Origin of the sequence: Curtobacterium sp. PhB172 (genome assembly GCF_003752545.1) — a bacterium.
Lineage (GTDB): Bacteria > Actinomycetota > Actinomycetes > Actinomycetales > Microbacteriaceae > Curtobacterium.
In genome coordinates, this window is record NZ_RKIF01000006.1 from 165,301 (window position 1) to 180,993 (window position 15,693).

Genomic DNA, 15,693 nt, shown 5'->3' on the forward strand with positions numbered 1-15,693 from the left:
ACCGTCGGACGACCAGCACCGTCGCCGCCTAGGCTCGGGAACCGTGTTCGAACTCCACCACCTCGCCGCGCAGGAACTCTGGGACTGGATCCGCCGGGGGGAGGCGACCGCGCTCGAGGTGACGGAGCACTACCTCGCCCGCATCGAGCGCCTCGACCCGGCCCTCGGCGCGTTCGTGACGGTCACGGCGGACGCCGCGCGCTCGAGAGCCGACCGTCTCGGACACCTGGTGCCGACGTCCAGACCGTTGTGGGGCCTCCCGTCCGCCGACAAGGACCTGTACGACCGCGCCGGGGTCCCCACGCGCTCCGGCACCGCGAGCCTGCCGGAGCGCCCTGCCGGGGCCGACCACCCGCTCGTCGCGGCGCTCGACGCCGCCGGCACGGTGAGCCTCGGCAAGACGGCGTCACCGGAGTTCGGGATGTCCTCGTCGTCGGAGACCCGGTTCGGCGTGACGCGGAACCCGTACGACACGACCCGCGCGCCCGGGGGATCGTCGAGCGGAGCGGCGGTCGCCGTGGCGGCCGGGCTGCTGCCCGCGGCCGTCGGGTCCGACGGCGGGGGATCGGTCCGGATCCCGGCCGCAGCGACCGGACTCGTCGGTCTGAAGCCGAGCCGCGGGCGGGTGCCGTCGATGCCCGGCCGCTCCGGCGTCGGCGGGCTCTCCGTCGCCGGCCCGCTGACCCGGTCCGTCGCGGACGCGGGGATGCTGCTCGACGCGCTCGTCGCGCCGACCGGGTTGCCGGAACCGTCGCCGTACGCACTGGTCACGCCGTCCCGCGGTGACGGCCCGTTCACCGCGGCGGCCGTCCGCGGTGAGGGCCGCTTCGTCGTCGGGCTGCTCGACGGCTCACCGTGGGACGACACCGTCGACGTCGTGGTCGACCCCGCAGCGCGCGCCGCCGTCGAGGCCGCGGTGCGGGTGCTCGGCGAACTGGGGCACGGCGTCGAGGACGTCCGGATGCCGCGGGCGCCGTACGCCGACGCGTTCCGGGTGGCGTGGGAGAGCTCCGCGGCGCGGCTGCCGATGGTCCCCGGCATCGACCTGACGGCGCTCACGCCGCTGGTGGCGTGGCTCGTGGAGCGAGGACGGCGGCTCACCGGTACGCAGGTGCTCGACGCGATGACGGCGCTCGACACGTTCTCGGCGACGCTGATCGGAGCGTTCGACCGGTTCGACGCGGTCCTGTCACCGACCCTCGCACTGACCCCGCGGCCGCTCGGCTGGTACGGCGACGACCCGGACGAGGACTTCCGCCGCCAGTGCGCGTACTCGCCGTGGACCTCGATGGCGAACGTGGCCGGGCTCCCCGCGATCACCCTGCCCGTCGGGGTCACCGCCGCCGACCACCCGGACGGCGGTGGCCTGCCGATGGGCGTCCAGTTGATCGGGCGTCCCGGGGGCGAGCGGGTGCTGCTCGCGATCGGGGCCCAGCTCGAGCGGCGGCTGCGCTGGCAGCGGCGGCACCCGGCTGCCTGGACCGCCTGACCGCCTGGGGAGATCGATGCGGAACGACATCATCGTCGTCGTACGACGTCGATGATGTCGATCCGAGTCGGCCAGACCCGCCGCCGCCCGGGCTAGCTCTGCTTCTCGATCGCCTCGGAGTACTCGCGGCGCATCTTGTCCCCGGCGGCCGACACCCACGTCGCCCGTGCGGCCTTCACCTTCGCCAGGTTCGTCCGCCCGAGCACGTAGTCGTTGCACACGCTGTTGAACGCGGTGCTCGCCGACGCCGTCGCCGCGGCCGAGGGGGAGTAGAAGCCGTCCACCGGGTTCTTCACGAGCATGTCCTGGGTCTTGGTCTGGTACTGGTGCGACTGCCGCAGCTGCTCGTCGATGCGGACCGCGGTGTTCAGCACCTGCGGGCCGGCGCCGAGTCGGTACAGCGCGCTGGCGTTGATGGTCTGCTCGCCGGCCTTCGTCAGCGTCGCGTCCGGGCCGCTGCCGGTGTGGTGGACGCCCTTCTCGCCGTGGGTCAGCGTGAACGCCTCCTTCGACCCGAACGGTGCGGAGAGGTAGTCGATGAGCCGGAGCTGGGCCTTGATGCGTTCGGGTGTCGTCTTCTTCAGGGCGGCGAACGAGAAGCTCGACGTGCCCTGGTAGTTCGCACCGGGGCCGCCCGTCGCACCGAAGGGCACGATGCCGCCCGTGACGATCCCCTTCGGCATCGACACGTCGAGCAGGGCGGAGATGCCGTCGAGGTGCATGAGCACGGTGCCGTTGTTGATGTACGTCTTCGCCTTCGCGCTCTCGAGGCTGGGGGTGTCCGGGTGGAAGACGCCGAGGTTCCAGAGCTTCTTGACGTAGCTGAGGGTCTCGAGCCACGCGTCGGTCTCGTTCTTGTGGGTGAGTTCGCCGCCCTTCGACATCGCCCACTGGTTCGGCACGCCGAAGGTGGCGCCGATGAAGTCGTACGCCCAGTCGACACCGCTCGCCCCGCCCTGGCCGGCGATCGCGTACCGGCCGGCCTTGGCGTCGGTGACGGCCGTGCACAGCTCGGTGAACTCGTCCTTGTCCTTCGGGGCCGGTGCTGCACCCGTCAGCTGCTCGATGAGGTCGGGGCGGCAGATCATCACCGACCCGAACGGCGGCCGGTGCTCGGGGACGCCGTAGATCTTCCCGTTGATGCGGGCGCTCCGCCACGACGCGGTGGGGATGTTCGCCAGGTTCGGGTAGTCCTTGACGGCGTCGCCGGAGAGGTACTCCGACAGGTCCGCGAACCTCGCGTCGAGCAGCTGCGGGAACCGGGGCGGCATCGCGAACGTCAGGAACTCGACGATGCCCGGGATGTCGTTGCCGGCGGTCATCGTCGCGAACTTCGCGGCGAACGAGTCGCCGGGCACGAACGTCAGGTCGTACTCGGTGTCCGTCAGGCCGCCGACGTAGTCGAGGAACGAGTTCTGCGCCGGCGGCGGCGCCGCGTAGGTGACGACGAACCCGGTGGTCTTCTCACCGTCGCCGACCTTGCCGGTGACCGAGGTGAAGAGCTCGCTGTCCTGCGGGTACGAGTAGTACACGGGCTGGACGACGCCGTTGCCGGGTAGGTCGGGCTTCGGCCCCTTGGTGATGGGGACGTAGGTCGGCAGCGCGGCCACCTGGTCCGAGATGGTCGCGGCGTTGCCGCCGGTGGAGCACCCGGTCAGGCTGCCGGCGGCGCCGAGGGCGACGAGGCCGAAGGCGGCGCCGGAGATGAGGGTCCGGCGGCTGAGGCCGCCGGTGGTGGTGTCGGTCATGGTTTCTCCCGTGAAGCGTCGGGTGGCAGTGGGGTGGTGGGGCCGTGTCAGCCCTTGACGGCGCCCGTCAGGACGCCTTTGGTGAGGTGGCGCTGCACCAGGGGGTAGGCGGCGAGGATGGGGATGATCGCGATCATCACGACGGCCATCTGGATCGACTCCGCCGGCGGCTGCATCGAGGCGTCGGACCCGGCGCCGGACACCAGGCTGGAGCCCTGCAGGACGTAGGTGCGCAGTACCAGCTGCAGCGTCCACTTCGTCGAGTCCGACAGGTAGAGCAGCGCGTTGAAGAACGCGTTCCAGTAGCCGACGGCGTAGAACAGGCCGACGACGGCGATGACCGCGCGGGACAGCGGCAGGACGAGCTGCCACAGGATGCGGAACTCGCCGGCGCCGTCGATCTTCGCGCTGTCGATGAGCTCCTGCGGGATGCTCATCATGAAGCCGCGGACGACCACCATGTTGAACACGCTGAACGCGCTCGGCAGGATCAGCGCCCAGTAGTTGTCGAGGAGTCCGAGCTGCTTCACCATCAGGTACAGCGGGATCATCCCCGGCGCGAACAGGAACGTGATGAGCACGAAGGTCAGCAGCGGCCGTTGGAACAGCGATCCCTGTCGGCTGAGCGCCCACGCGGCGAGCACCGTCGACGCCAGGCTGATGACGGTCCCGACGACCGTGACGAGCAACGTGACCACCACGGCGCGGGTGACGACCCCGCCGGACAGGATCTGCACGTACGCGGACAAGTCGAACGACCGCGGCCACACGACGTAGCCGCCGGCTGCGGTGACGTCCGCCTGGCTCGACACGCTCGTCGAGAAGACGATGAGGAACGGGAACAGCACGACGGCGAGGATCAGGACGATCGCGACGGCCTTGAGTGCGAGGACGACGGGTGTGGGTTTTCCGGCCCAGACCGGACGGGCGATGGTGCTCATGACCGTGAATACACTCCCTGCTCACCGAGCATGTGGGCGGCCTTGTTCGCCGCCATGATGAGGACGAACCCGACCAGGCCCTTGACCAGACCGACCGCGATGCCCGTGGACCAGTTCCCGTCGACGACGCCGTGGTAGTAGACGTAGGTGTCGAGGACCTCGGCGGCATCGGCCCCCACGGCGTTCCGTTGCAGGATGATCTGCTCGAACCCGACGGACAGAGCCTCGCCGAGCCGCAGGATCAGCAGGAGCACGATGATGGGACGGATGCCCGGCAGCGTGACGTGCCAGAACCGGCTCCACGCTCCCGACCCGTCGATCGCGGCCGCCTCGTACAGGTTGTCGTCGATCGCCGCGAGCGCCGCCAGGAAGATGATCGTGCCCCAACCGGCGTCCTTCCAGATCACCTGGGACGTCAGCAGCAGCTTGAACGTCTCCGGGTCGCTCATGATCCCGATGGTCCCCGTGTCGAGCTGCCGCAGCGTGTGGTTGACCACACCGCCGGACCCGAGCGACTGCTGGAAGAAGCCCACGACGATCACCCACGACAGGAAGTGCGGCAGGTAGAGCACCGACTGCACGGTCGCCCGGAGCCACGGCCACACCAGCGAGTGGATGAGGATGGCCAACGCGATCGGCACCGGGAAGAACAGGATGAGCTGCAGGAACGTGATCTCCAGCGTGTTCACCGTCGCCCGCCAGAACTCCGGGTCGGCGAACATCAGCTGGAAGTTCGTGAACCCGACCCACGGGCTCTGGGCGATCGGGATGTACGGCTGGTAGTCCATGAACGCGATGACGTTGCCGATCATCGGCACGTACACGAACAGCAGCAGCAGGACCACCGCCGGCGCCACCATGAGCAGCAGCGGGTAGTCGCGTCGCAGCCGAGCGAGGAACGGGACCTTCCGCGGGGCCGGGGCACCACCGGACCGGGTGGTCCGGGGCTCGGTGGTCGGATCGACCAGCGTCGCGCTCATGTGGCTCCTTTGCTCACGTGGCTGGGGGTTTCGTCATCCTGTGGCGTCCGTATGATGACGGTCAAGCCGCGGTATTCACCCGCACACGAATCGAACACTGGGAGCGACGATGCACCCGACCAGACGCCACGAACGGATCCTCGCCGAGCTCCGCGTGCACGGGACCCTGTCCGCCTCGGACTTCGCCGAGCGCGAGGGGATCTCGGCCATGACGGTCCGCCGCGACCTGTCCGAACTCGCCGACCGCGGCGTGCTCCGGCGCGTGCACGGCGGCGCCGTCTCCGTCGAGACCCTGCCCACCGCCGGCGCACCGCACCGACCCGCACCCCGCCCCGACCGGGACACCGCCGACGGCAGCGGCGCGCTCTTCACCCTCGGGCTCGTCGTCCCCGACCCCGGCTACTACTTCCCGAAGATCGTCGCCGGCGTCGCCGAACGCACCGAGGCCCTGGGCGGCCGCGTCGTGCTCGGCGTCTCCCGCTACGAACCCGCCCGCGAACGCCAGCAGGTCGAACGCCTCATCGCCGCCGGCGTCGACGGGCTGCTCGTGACCACCACCGTCGCCGACGCCTTCACCACCCTCGAGCTCCTCGACCACGCACCGATGCCCGTCGTCGTGGTCGAACGCTCCGTGGTCGAGGCCCCCGTCGGCTCCGCCCTCGAGTCCGTCCGCAGCGACCACGAGTCCGGCGCCGGCATCGCGGTCCGCCACCTCGCCGAACTCGGGCACCGCCGCATCGGCATGGCCGTGTTCGACACACCGACCACCCCGCAGCTCCGCACCGGCTACGACCGCGCCGTCCGGCAACTCGGCCTCGACCCCGACGCCCCGGTCCAGGTCATCCCGGACGACCAGGGTGTGGGCGCCACGACCAGGGCCTTCATCGAGCGCTGCCTCGCCACCGGCACCACCGCCGTCTTCGTGCACTCCGACCAGTACGCCGTCGAGTTCGTCGAGACCGTCACCGAGATGGGCCTGTCGATCCCGGACGACCTGTCCGTGGTCGCCTACGACGACGAGGTCGCGGCGCTCGCCGGGGTGCCGCTCACAGCGGTCGCGCCCCCGAAGAACGACGTCGGCCGGTTCGCGGCGACGATGTGCTTCGAGCGGATCTCGGCGACGGCGCAGGTCGGCTTCGCCCGTCGGCACATGACCCTGGCGCCGACGTTGAGCGTACGGGCGTCGACCGCGGCGGTCATCCCCGGTCCGTGAGCGGCCGGCACACGATCCGTGCGATCCGCGCGCCCGTCGTGTGCACTTCGTGAGCGTTTGCGCCCCGCGGCTTGACTCCGCACACCGCCGAACGCTGGCATGGGGATGCCGTACCCCCGGAGAGGAACCGTCCGACGATGACGTCACGCCCCGTCACGCCCCGAGCGCAGCCTGCGCCCCCGGCGATGCCCGTGCCCCCCGCCCCACGCGGCCACGCGCACCGCTCGCCCGTCCCCGTCCCCGTCGCCTTCGTGATGCCCGAGGCGACCTTCACCCGGGTGTTCGACCCCGGCGACCTCGCCGCTCTGCACGCTTCCGAGGCCGTCCGGCTGGTCGCCGACCGTCCGCTCGACCCGGACGACCCGTGCGACCTCCCGCTGCTCGCCGACGCCGAGGTGCTCGTCACCGGGTGGGGCAGCCCCGTGCTGTCCGCGGACCGTCTGGACCGGATGCCTCGGCTCCGCGCCGTCGTGCACTCCGCCGGGTCGGTCAAGCCCGTCGTCGACACCGACGTGTGGGAGCGACGGATCGCCGTGGCGTCGAGCGCCGCCGCGAACGCCGTCCCGGTCGCCGAGTTCACGGTCGCGGTGATCGTGCTCGCCGCCAAGCGGGCCTTCGCCAGCGCTGCCGCGCTGCGTTCGGGCGAGACCCCGGTCGACGTCGAGGGCTCGTGGCCGGTCGTCGGCATGCACGGCGTGACCGTCGGTGTCGTCGGCGCCTCGCGCGTCGGGCGGGCCGTCATCGAACGGCTCCGCGACTACGACGTCCGCGTGCTCGTGAGCGACCCGTACCTCGACGACGACGAGGCCGCGCTGCTCGGCGTCACCGCCGTCGACCTCGGCACCCTCGCCGCCTCGAGCGACGTCGTCACCCTGCACGCGCCGCTGCTGCCGTCGACGCGGGGGCTCGTCGACCGTGCCGTGATCGGGCGGATGCGGCCGGGTACCACGCTCGTGAACACCGCGCGCGGGGCGATCGTCGACCAGGACGCCCTCGCCGACCGCCTGGACCGCGGCGACCTGGCCGCCGTCCTCGACGTCACCGAGCCGGAACGCCTGCCACCGGACGCCCGACTGCGGTCGACGCCGAACACCTTCATCACGCCGCACATCGCCGGGTCCCTGGGCAACGAGCTGCGTCGGCTCGCCGACAACGCGGTGCGCGAGACCATCGCGTTCGCGGCCACCGGCGCGTTCACCGACCCCATCGTCCCCGACGGCTTCGCCGTCCAGGCCTGAGGCGACCCACCAGCCGCCACCACCGGCCGCTGCCCACCAGCTGCCACCACCCGTCCACCACCGTCACTGCCCGGAGACCCACCCCATGACCGTCACCGTCGACGCCCCGTCCTTCACCGACCGGTTCACCCCGGCAGCGCGCGCGGCGCTCCGTCCGCGCACGTGGCGACCCGCGCCTCCCGTCAGCGACCGCCCGGCGTGGGCGCACGTCGCGGACGCCGACCGGGAGGCCCTGCTCGCGGTCGCGCACGACCGTCGCGCCGCCGCGGCGGTCACCTTCCCGACCCTCGCCCTGTGGGCGACGTACAGTCGCGACGGGAACCGCCAGCCGTACGAGCGGGCACAGCGGAACCTGCTCGAGTCCGCCGCGACCGCGGCCCTGGCACTCGGCGTGACCGGCGACGCCGAGTGGGCGGACGTGCTCGGCGACCAGGTCTGGCGGATCCTGGAGCTGCGCGCCTGGTGCCTGCCGTCGCACTACGCGCTGCCCGAGGACGGCAGTCGGCCGTTCCTGCCCGTGCCCGGTCGGGACGTGCTCGACCTGTCGGACGCCTACGTCGGCGGCATGCTCGCGGCGATCGACGCGATCGCGGGGGAGCGACTCGAGCAGGACCGCCCCGGCATCCGCGCGCACGTCCACCACGAGATCCGCCGCCGCGTGCTCGACCCGTGGGAGCAGGAGGTGTACTCCTGGCACGGGGTCGACGGGCCGCCGAACAACTGGGCGCCGTGGATCGTGTCGAACGTGCTCGTGTGCGCCGCCGTGGTCGAGCCCGACCGCGATCGCCTCGCCGCGACGATCGACCGTGCGCTCGTGATCCTCGACCGGTTCCGCGCCGGCTACGACGCCGACGGCAGCTGCGACGAGGGTGCCACGTACTGGTGGTGGGCCGGCGCGACCCTGTTCGAGGCCCTGGACCTGGTCGAGGAGCTCACCGGCGGCGCGTTCGACGGCTTCTCGGTCGAGCCGGTCGCCGCGATGGCCCGGTTCCCGATGGGCATGCAGATCGGTGCCGCGACGCAGGTCAACCACTCCGACGGCTCCCCGGCGCTGGCCGAGAACGCGAACTGGAACCTGCTCGCCCGCTTCGGGGAGCGCGTCGACGACGACCGGGTCGTGCGGCACGCCCGGTGGATGGGCCGGCAGCACGCCCTGCGGTTCGACGGACAGCTCGCCGCACTGTTCCGTCGGACGCTCGCCGAACTGCGGGACCCCTCGTGGACCGACGGCCCGGCCGAGCCCGGGATGCCCGCGTCGCTGTGGCTGCCCGGCACCGAGGTCGCCGTCGCCCGTGCCCACGACGGCGCGACCGACGGGTTCGTCCTCGCGGTGAAGGGCGGGCACAACGACGTCAGCCACAACCACAACGACGCCGGCGGGGTGATCGTCTCGCTCGACGGCGAACCGGTGCTCATCGACGTCGGGGTGGGCGTGTACCGCCGCGAGACGTTCATGCCGGAGCACCGCTACGGCATCTGGACGATGCGGAGTGCCTGGCACACCGTCCCGCTGCCGAACGGCGTCGAACAGCACGAGGGCGCCGCGTTCCGCGCGACCGGCACGGAGTTCGAGGACGACGGCGACGTCGCGTCGTGGTCCGCCGACCTGACCGCCGCGTACCCGACGACCGGCGGACTGCGATCGCTCCACCGCACCGCGACGCTCGACCGGGCGGTGTCCCGTGACCGCGCCACCGCACGCGTGGTCGTCCGCGACACCTGGACGTTCGCGGAGCCCGGCACGATGACCCTGGTGCTCATGACCCGCGACGAACCCGTGCCCGTCGACGGCGGGCTGCGCGTCGGCCCCGCCCACCTGTCCGTCGACACCGAGCGGTTCGCGGTGCACGTCGAGCGGCGGGACGTCGACGACGCGAAGCTCGAGCGGGTCTGGGGCCCGGCGGTGCACCGTGTGCGGCTCGTCGCGCGGCAGGCGTCCACCGACGGCGAGCACGCGCTCACCGTGACCCGGGCGACCCCGTGAGCGCGGTCCTGCTCGGCGGCTCCGGACGCTGGACCGACCCGTGGCACCCCTTCGCCGAGACGAACGCCGCGGTCACGGCGCTCGCTGCGTCGGCCGGCGTCGTCCTCGAGCAACCGGAGGATGTCGACACCGCCCTGGCCGCCTTCGCGACCGGACCCCTGCCGTCGCTCGTCGTCGTCGACGTCGGGCTGCCCCGGGACGAGCGCCCCGTCCCGCTCGCCGACGCCCGGGCCGGCTTCCACCACCTGCTCGCGAGCGACGTGCCGCTGCTCGTGCTGCACGTCGCCGCGACGTCGTTCGCCGACGACCCGCACTGGGAACGTGCCCTCGGCGGGGCGTGGGAGCGCGGCACGACGATGCACCCGCCGTTCGGGCCCGCGACCGTCCGGGTGGTCGACGCGGCGCACCCGATCACCGCCGGCCTGCCGGACTTCACCCTGGAGGACGAGCGCTACACGCACCTGCGGGTCTCGCCTTCGGTGCGGGTCCTGCTCGACCACGAGCACGAGGGGGAGCGGCACCCGCTCGCCTGGGTGCACGAACGACCCGGCGGCGGCACCACCGTCTACGACGCGCTCGGCCACTCCGCCGTGTCGTTCGCGTCGCCGGAGCACCGCGCGTTCCTGACGCGCGCCGTGACGTTCCTCGCGCGCTGACGTTCCTCTTGCGCTGACGTTCCTCTTGCGCTGACGGGACGGGGTGGGGGTGACCGCCTGGAGGCCCGGCACCGGTCTCGTGGACCGGCACCGGGCCTCCAGGCAGTCGCGTCTCAGGCGATGGTGACGTCGCCGACGACCAGCCAGCCCGCCTGCTGCGCGCCCTGCGCACCGAGCTCGATGCCGGGGGCGTTGCCCGCGGTGGTGTCGACGATCGCGATGCCCCACCGGTACGCACTCGCCGCGACGCCGGCCAGCGACGGACGGAACGCGTACGACGTCGGCGACCCCTTCAACCACGTCGACGGGTCGGACGCGGTGTCCACGAACGTCCCCGCCACGCTGCCGTCCGCACGGAGCAACGCGACCGCCGCCTTGTACTTGCCGTTCCACACCGGCAGGTTGTCGGGCAGGTACCCCCAACCGGTGTTCGTCCACTCGTGCGTGACGTCCACCGTCGCGCCGGCGGACGCCGAACCGGGCACGACCACGCGCGACGGGTGCAGGCGGTAGCCGCCCTCGGCGTCGAACCGCTGCGTCAACGGGAAGGTCTGCGCCGCGAACCACGACAGGGCCTCGCCGTTCCGCAGGTCCATCATGTTCACGTGCGCCTCGACCGAGTCGTCGAACTCGCCCTGACGGACGTCGGCGGTCGTCACGTACCCGCGCGGGTCCTGCGTGACGTCGTGCTGGGCGGTGACCCACCCGCCCTCCATGATGATCGGCCGCCTGTACCGCCACTTCGCGGCCATCGACTTCTCCCAGTCCGCGTAGTACGTGGTCATGCCGAAGGCGTCGTGGCGCAGGACGTAGCCCTTCTCGTACGCACCGTCGAGCATCCGCTCACTCTCGGGGTCCGGGGTGCCCCAGTCCTTCGGACCCCCGATCATCCGGTGGTAGTTCAACGCCAGCGGCACCCGGGTGAAGTGCTCCTGGTACAGGTCGATGATCCAGTCGAACACCGGCTCGCGGTTCGCGGCGTCCTGGTACAGCATCGAGTGGCCCTCACCCCACTTGCCGAGCCCGTACCCGTCGATGAAGTCCGTCGTGGCCGGGTCGTCGTACTGCTTGCCGAAGGCCGCGACGAACGCGGCGTACTTCGCCTGGAACACCGGGTCGTCCGGGTACGGACTCCACACGGTCTTGCTGCCGGTCTGCGTCTCGTACCCGGCGGCCCCGGCGGCACGCACCCACGCGGGCGTGAAGTCCGACGACTTGTCGCGACTGTCCACCACGACGCGGAAGGCCAGCCGCAGCCCACGGCGACGGGCCTCGGCGAGGATGCCCGCGAACGCCGCGTTCGTGTCCCAGCCGTACACGCCCTCGGACGGCTCGAGGATCGTCCACGAGACCCGCATGTACATGACCGAGGCGTGGTCGGACACCGTGACCGTGGTGCCGTCGGGCAGCGGGACGTCGTCGTACTGCGTCCAGTAGTTCGCGGGCGGTGCCGACGAGCCGTACAGCGCCCAGCCGTTCAGCGGGTTCCGCAGGACCGTGGTGGTGTCGGCGGCGAACTCCCGCTCGACCGCTGCGGCGAGGTGCGGGCGACCGGGGTGGCCGGGGCCGGGGCCGGCGGGGCCTGCGCCTGCGCCGGGGTGGGCGCGGCCGTGGGCGCTCGCCGGCGTGCTGCCGAGCACCCCGCTCGCTGCCGATGCGGTGGCGACGATGCCGAGTCCGAGTGCCGTGCGCCGGGTGATGTCGTGCGACTTGCTCATGCGTTCTCCCCTTCGAGAAGCGATCGGTGCAGGTCGATCGTCCCGGCGTCCCGCTCAGTGGGCAAGGAGTCCCGCCCAGTCGAACAGGAGTCGCACACCCCTGGCGACGCGGAACGACACTCCCGATGTCGTACGACGTCGATGTTGTCGTCGTCGCGCGCGCACAACTGTTGCGGGCGACCTGGAACGACACACTCGATGTCGTACGACGTCGATGTTGTCGTTCCGAGTCAGAGCCCGCCCCGCCCCGCCCCAGCGCCCCTACGGCAGCGTCGGCGCAGCCTCCACCAGCGCCCGCGTCACCGGGTGCACCGGCGCGTCGAGCAACGACACCGGCCCGTGCTCCACGATGCGCCCGGCCGACATCACCGCGACGGTGTCGCACAGCCGCTGGACCACACCGATGTCGTGCGACACCAGCACCAGGGTCAGCCCGAGGTCGTCGGCGAGCGAGCGGAACAGCTCGATGACCCGTGCCCGCACCACCACGTCGAGGGCGCTCATCGGCTCGTCGCCGAACAGGATCCGCGGCCCGTGCACCACAGCCCGGGCGATCGCGATGCGCTGCCGCTGCCCACCGGAGAACTCGTGCGGGTACCGGTCGACCACGTCCGCCGGCAGGTCGACCCGTTCCAGCACGTCGCGCACCAGCGCCCGGTGGTCCCCGTCGATCCGCAGTGCCCGCAGCGGTTCGCCGACGATCGCGCCGACGCGCATCCGCGGGTCGAGGGACGCGTACGGGTCCTGGAACACCACCCCGGTCTCGCGACGGAACCAGCGCATCGCGGCCGCGGAACCGGACGCCACCACCGGACGACCGGAGGCGGTCACGGAACCGGCGGAAGGTGCCTCCAGGCCGGCGAGCAGCCGCACCAGGGTGGACTTGCCGGACCCCGATTCGCCGACGATCCCGAGCCGCTGGCCGGGGGCGACCGTCAGGTCGACGCCGTCGACGGCGGTGCGGACGGGGCCCGGTTCGAAGGGCCCGCGGCGGGGGAGCCGGTAGGTGCGGTGCAGCCCGACCCCCTCGAGGATGGCGGTCATGCGGAGCCTCCGGACGGACGGGCACGACGGGCGGTGGCGCGCGCGGCATCGACGAGCGCGACGGTCGCGGGGTGCTGCGGCGCGGCGAGCAGGGACGCGACCGAGCCCTGCTCGACGACCCGTCCGCCGTCGAGCACGACGGCGGTGTCGGCGATCCGCGCGAGCACGGCGAGGTCGTGCGTGACGAAGACCATGCCGGCCGGCAGCCCTTCGAAGAGGTCGAGGATCCGCGCCTCGGTCGTGACGTCGAGCGCCGTGGTCGGCTCGTCGGCCACGAGGTACGCGGGCTGCCCGGCCATCGCCATCGCGATGCAGATCCGCTGACGCTGCCCGCCGGACAGCTGGTGCGGGTACTGCCGGAGCAGCGACTCCGGGTCCGGCAGCCCGACGTCCGCCGCCAGGGTGGTCGCCGCGGCGCGTGCCGCCCGCCGGTCGAGTCCGCGGTGCAGGCGCAGCGGCTCCGCGATCTGCGCGCCGACGCGGCGCAGCGGGTCGAGGGCGGTGCCGGGCTCCTGGAAGACCATGCCGATGCCGGAGCCGCGGTGCTTCGCCCGCTCCCGGTCGGGCAGGCCGACGAGTTCGGTGCCGTCCAGGCGGATGCTGCCGGTGACGGTCGCGCCGGCGGGCTCCAGGCCCATCAGGGCGAGCGAGGTCATGGACTTGCCGGATCCGGATGCGCCGATCACGCCCACGCGTTCGCCGGGAGGCACGGTGAACGTCACGTCGTCCAGGATCGTCCGCCCCGCGATGCGGACGGAGAGCCCCACCACCGCGAGCCCGCGGGTGTCGGTGTCGCTGTGGCTGCCGGTGTCGATGTCGCTGTGGCTGCGGTCGGTCATGCGGTCACCCCCGGGGTGGTCGTGGCCGGGTCGCTGCGGGGGTCGCCGCCCGCTGCGCGGTCGTTCGTCGTCAGCCGTGGGTCGGTGGCGTCGCGGATCGCGTCACCGAGCAAGGAGAGCGCGGCGACGACCAGCGCGATCGCGGCCCCCGGCCAGGTGGCGCTCCACGGGTGCACGCCGATGTAGGTCTGCAGGTCGGAGAGCAGGTTGCCCCACGACGCCGTGTCCGACCCGGCGCCGTAGCCCAGGTACGACAGACCGGCCTCGGCGAGGACCGCGGTGGCCATCGCGAGCGAGAGCTGCACGGTGAACAGCGGCGCGGCGTTCGGCACCAGGTGGCGGAACAGCACCCCGACACCACCGACACCCGAGGCCCGGGCGGCGGTGACGTAGTCGCTGCGGGCGATGCGCCGGATCTCGCCGCGGGCGACCCGGGCGATCGTGACGCCGAAGGACAGGCCGACGCTCACGATGACGACCCCGAGCGACCCGCCGAACACCGCGGTCAGCAGCATCGCGGTCAGCAGGGTCGGGAACGCCACCAGGATGTCGAGCAGGACGGCCGTGCCCTCGCGCACCCAGCGTGCGGTGAGCGACCCGATCGCGGTCAGGACGATGCCGACGACGCTCGCGATCACCCCGGCCCCGACGGCGACGAGCACGGTGGTGCGGGTGCCGGCGAGCAGGTAGCTCGCGATGTCGCGGCCGGCGGCGTCGGTGCCGAACCAGTGCGCGGCGCTCGGGCCCTCCCACTGGTGGAACGGATCGGCGCGGAACGGGTCCTGCGGCGTCCACACGAGCGACACCGCGGCGAGCACCACGAGCAGGCCGAGCACGACGACGGCGAAGACCCCGGTGGGCCGGGAGAGCAGGCGGCGGATCATCCGGACACCTCGCGTTGGCGTGGGTCGAGGGCGCGGTGCACGACGTCGACGGCGAAGCCGACCAGCAGCACGAGCCCGGTGAGCACGAGCAGCTCGGACTGCACCTTGGTGACGTCGCGGCGCCCGACGTCGGTCACGAGCATGCGCCCGACCCCGGGCAGCGAGAACAGCTGCTCGACGACGACGGCCCCGACCAGCAGCCCGGCGATCTGCACCCCGAGCACGGCGAGCACGGTGAGCGCGACCGAGGGCAGTCCGTGCCGGAGCAACGCCTGCGTGCGCGTCAGCCCGATCGCGGCCGCGGTGCGGACGTGGTCGGCGTCGAGCACCGACAGCGTCGCGGACCGGGTGAAGCGCAGGATGACGGCACCCTCGACCGCGCCGATGGTCAGGGCGGGCAGCACGAGCGACGCGAACGCACGCCCCGGCTCGGACCAGCCGTCGAGCGGGAAGCCCTGCGTCGGCAGCCAGTGCAGCGTGACGGCGAACAGCGCGACGAGCAGCATGCCGGCCCAGACGACCGGGATCGCGGCGACGGCCTGCGCCACGAACCCGATGACGGCGCCGCCAGTTCGACGGCGGAGCACCGCGGCGACGACCCCGAGGGGGACGCCGATCACGAGTGCGGTGACGAGTGACATGCCCGCGAGCGGCAGCGTGATCGCCAGCTTCTGCGCGATCTCCGGCGCGACCTGCCCGTTGGTCACCAGGGACCGGCCGAGGTCGCCGCGGAACACCCCGCCGATCCAGTCGAGGTACTGCACCACGACGGGCCGGTCGAGGCCGAGCTGCTGTCGGAGCTGCTCGACCTGCGCCGGCGTCGACTGGGTGCCGGCGACGACCTGTGCGACGTCGCCGGGGAGCACCCGCAGGGTCGCGAAGATGATGACGCTCGCGACGAGCAGCCCGACGACGAACAGCAGCAGCCTGCCGACCAGGAACCGGGTCACGTGCTCGGA

Annotated in this window: 13 protein-coding genes; 5 read left to right on the forward strand and 8 right to left on the reverse strand. The window is 72.4% G+C overall.

The window, feature by feature from the left end:
* The first annotated feature begins 43 nt into the window (after positions 1-43).
* On the forward strand, positions 44-1,489 hold the full coding sequence (locus EDF42_RS05175; RefSeq protein ID WP_123671660.1) for an amidase: 1,446 nt from the start codon (positions 44-46) through the stop codon (positions 1,487-1,489).
* Positions 1,490-1,581: 92 nt separating this feature from the next.
* On the opposite strand, the gene EDF42_RS18850 is transcribed toward EDF42_RS05175, so the two are convergent.
* From EDF42_RS18850 to EDF42_RS05190, 3 genes are read right to left on the reverse strand one after another with little or no spacing between them, the layout of a single operon-like run.
* A complete protein-coding gene (locus EDF42_RS18850; RefSeq protein ID WP_185040784.1) occupies positions 1,582-3,237 on the reverse strand; it encodes an extracellular solute-binding protein in 1,656 nt (551 codons plus the stop codon).
* Between the two features lie 47 nt (positions 3,238-3,284).
* Positions 3,285-4,178, reverse strand: coding sequence for a carbohydrate ABC transporter permease (locus tag EDF42_RS05185; RefSeq protein WP_123294247.1), 894 nt, complete (start codon positions 4,176-4,178; stop codon positions 3,285-3,287).
* Positions 4,175-5,158, reverse strand: coding sequence for a sugar ABC transporter permease (locus tag EDF42_RS05190; protein ID WP_123671661.1), 984 nt, complete (start codon positions 5,156-5,158; stop codon positions 4,175-4,177). Before EDF42_RS05190 ends, EDF42_RS05185 begins: the two co-directional genes overlap by 4 nt.
* A gap of 109 nt (positions 5,159-5,267) precedes the next feature.
* Here EDF42_RS05190 and EDF42_RS05195 point away from each other — a divergent pair, with 109 nt between their 5' ends.
* From EDF42_RS05195 to EDF42_RS05210, 4 genes are all read left to right on the forward strand, one after another.
* A complete protein-coding gene (locus EDF42_RS05195) occupies positions 5,268-6,371 on the forward strand; it encodes a substrate-binding domain-containing protein (protein WP_123671662.1) in 1,104 nt (367 codons plus the stop codon).
* A 137-nt stretch (positions 6,372-6,508) separates the two neighbouring features.
* A complete protein-coding gene (locus tag EDF42_RS05200) occupies positions 6,509-7,609 on the forward strand; it encodes a hydroxyacid dehydrogenase (protein WP_148067619.1) in 1,101 nt (366 codons plus the stop codon).
* Positions 7,610-7,694: 85 nt separating this feature from the next.
* Positions 7,695-9,593: a heparinase II/III family protein gene (locus EDF42_RS05205; protein WP_123671664.1), complete on the forward strand. Its 1,899-nt coding sequence runs from the start codon at positions 7,695-7,697 to the stop codon at positions 9,591-9,593.
* A complete protein-coding gene (locus EDF42_RS05210; RefSeq protein ID WP_185040786.1) occupies positions 9,590-10,249 on the forward strand; it encodes a ThuA domain-containing protein in 660 nt (219 codons plus the stop codon). Before EDF42_RS05205 ends, EDF42_RS05210 begins: the two co-directional genes overlap by 4 nt.
* Positions 10,250-10,362: 113 nt before the next feature.
* Here the strand turns inward: EDF42_RS05210 and EDF42_RS05215 are convergent, their stop codons facing one another.
* From EDF42_RS05215 to EDF42_RS05235, 5 genes are all read right to left on the reverse strand, one after another.
* A complete protein-coding gene (locus tag EDF42_RS05215) occupies positions 10,363-11,967 on the reverse strand; it encodes a DUF4832 domain-containing protein (protein WP_123671666.1) in 1,605 nt (534 codons plus the stop codon).
* 261 nt (positions 11,968-12,228) lie between these two features.
* On the reverse strand, positions 12,229-13,011 hold the full coding sequence (locus tag EDF42_RS05220) for an ABC transporter ATP-binding protein (protein ID WP_123671667.1): 783 nt from the start codon (positions 13,009-13,011) through the stop codon (positions 12,229-12,231).
* On the reverse strand, positions 13,008-13,850 hold the full coding sequence (locus EDF42_RS05225) for an ABC transporter ATP-binding protein (RefSeq protein WP_260235112.1): 843 nt from the start codon (positions 13,848-13,850) through the stop codon (positions 13,008-13,010). Before EDF42_RS05225 ends, EDF42_RS05220 begins: the two co-directional genes overlap by 4 nt.
* Positions 13,847-14,734, reverse strand: a complete 888-nt coding sequence (locus EDF42_RS05230) for an ABC transporter permease (protein WP_123671668.1) — start codon at positions 14,732-14,734, stop codon at positions 13,847-13,849. The genes EDF42_RS05225 and EDF42_RS05230 overlap by 4 nt, the downstream gene beginning before the upstream one ends.
* Positions 14,731-15,684 carry an ABC transporter permease gene (locus EDF42_RS05235; RefSeq protein WP_123671669.1) on the reverse strand — a complete coding sequence of 318 codons (954 nt, stop codon included), beginning with the start codon at positions 15,682-15,684 and terminating at the stop codon, positions 14,731-14,733. Before EDF42_RS05235 ends, EDF42_RS05230 begins: the two co-directional genes overlap by 4 nt.
* Positions 15,685-15,693: the final 9 nt, after the last annotated feature.

Bases quoted from the DNA above. Each gene is read 5' to 3' on its own strand.
- EDF42_RS05200 (WP_148067619.1), top strand. From the start codon at position 6,509: ATGACGTCACGCCCCGTCACGCCCCGAGCGCAGCCTGCGCCCCCGGCG.
- EDF42_RS05220 (WP_123671667.1), bottom strand. From the start codon at position 13,011: ATGACCGCCATCCTCGAGGGGGTCGGGCTGCACCGCACCTACCGGCTC.
- EDF42_RS05185 (WP_123294247.1), bottom strand. From the start codon at position 4,178: ATGAGCACCATCGCCCGTCCGGTCTGGGCCGGAAAACCCACACCCGTC.
- EDF42_RS05225 (WP_260235112.1), bottom strand. From the start codon at position 13,850: ATGACCGACCGCAGCCACAGCGACATCGACACCGGCAGCCACAGCGAC.
- EDF42_RS05195 (WP_123671662.1), top strand. From the start codon at position 5,268: ATGCACCCGACCAGACGCCACGAACGGATCCTCGCCGAGCTCCGCGTG.
- EDF42_RS05205 (WP_123671664.1), top strand. From the start codon at position 7,695: ATGACCGTCACCGTCGACGCCCCGTCCTTCACCGACCGGTTCACCCCG.
- EDF42_RS05190 (WP_123671661.1), bottom strand. From the start codon at position 5,158: ATGAGCGCGACGCTGGTCGATCCGACCACCGAGCCCCGGACCACCCGG.
- EDF42_RS05230 (WP_123671668.1), bottom strand. From the start codon at position 14,734: ATGATCCGCCGCCTGCTCTCCCGGCCCACCGGGGTCTTCGCCGTCGTC.
- EDF42_RS18850 (WP_185040784.1), bottom strand. From the start codon at position 3,237: ATGACCGACACCACCACCGGCGGCCTCAGCCGCCGGACCCTCATCTCC.
- EDF42_RS05215 (WP_123671666.1), bottom strand. From the start codon at position 11,967: ATGAGCAAGTCGCACGACATCACCCGGCGCACGGCACTCGGACTCGGC.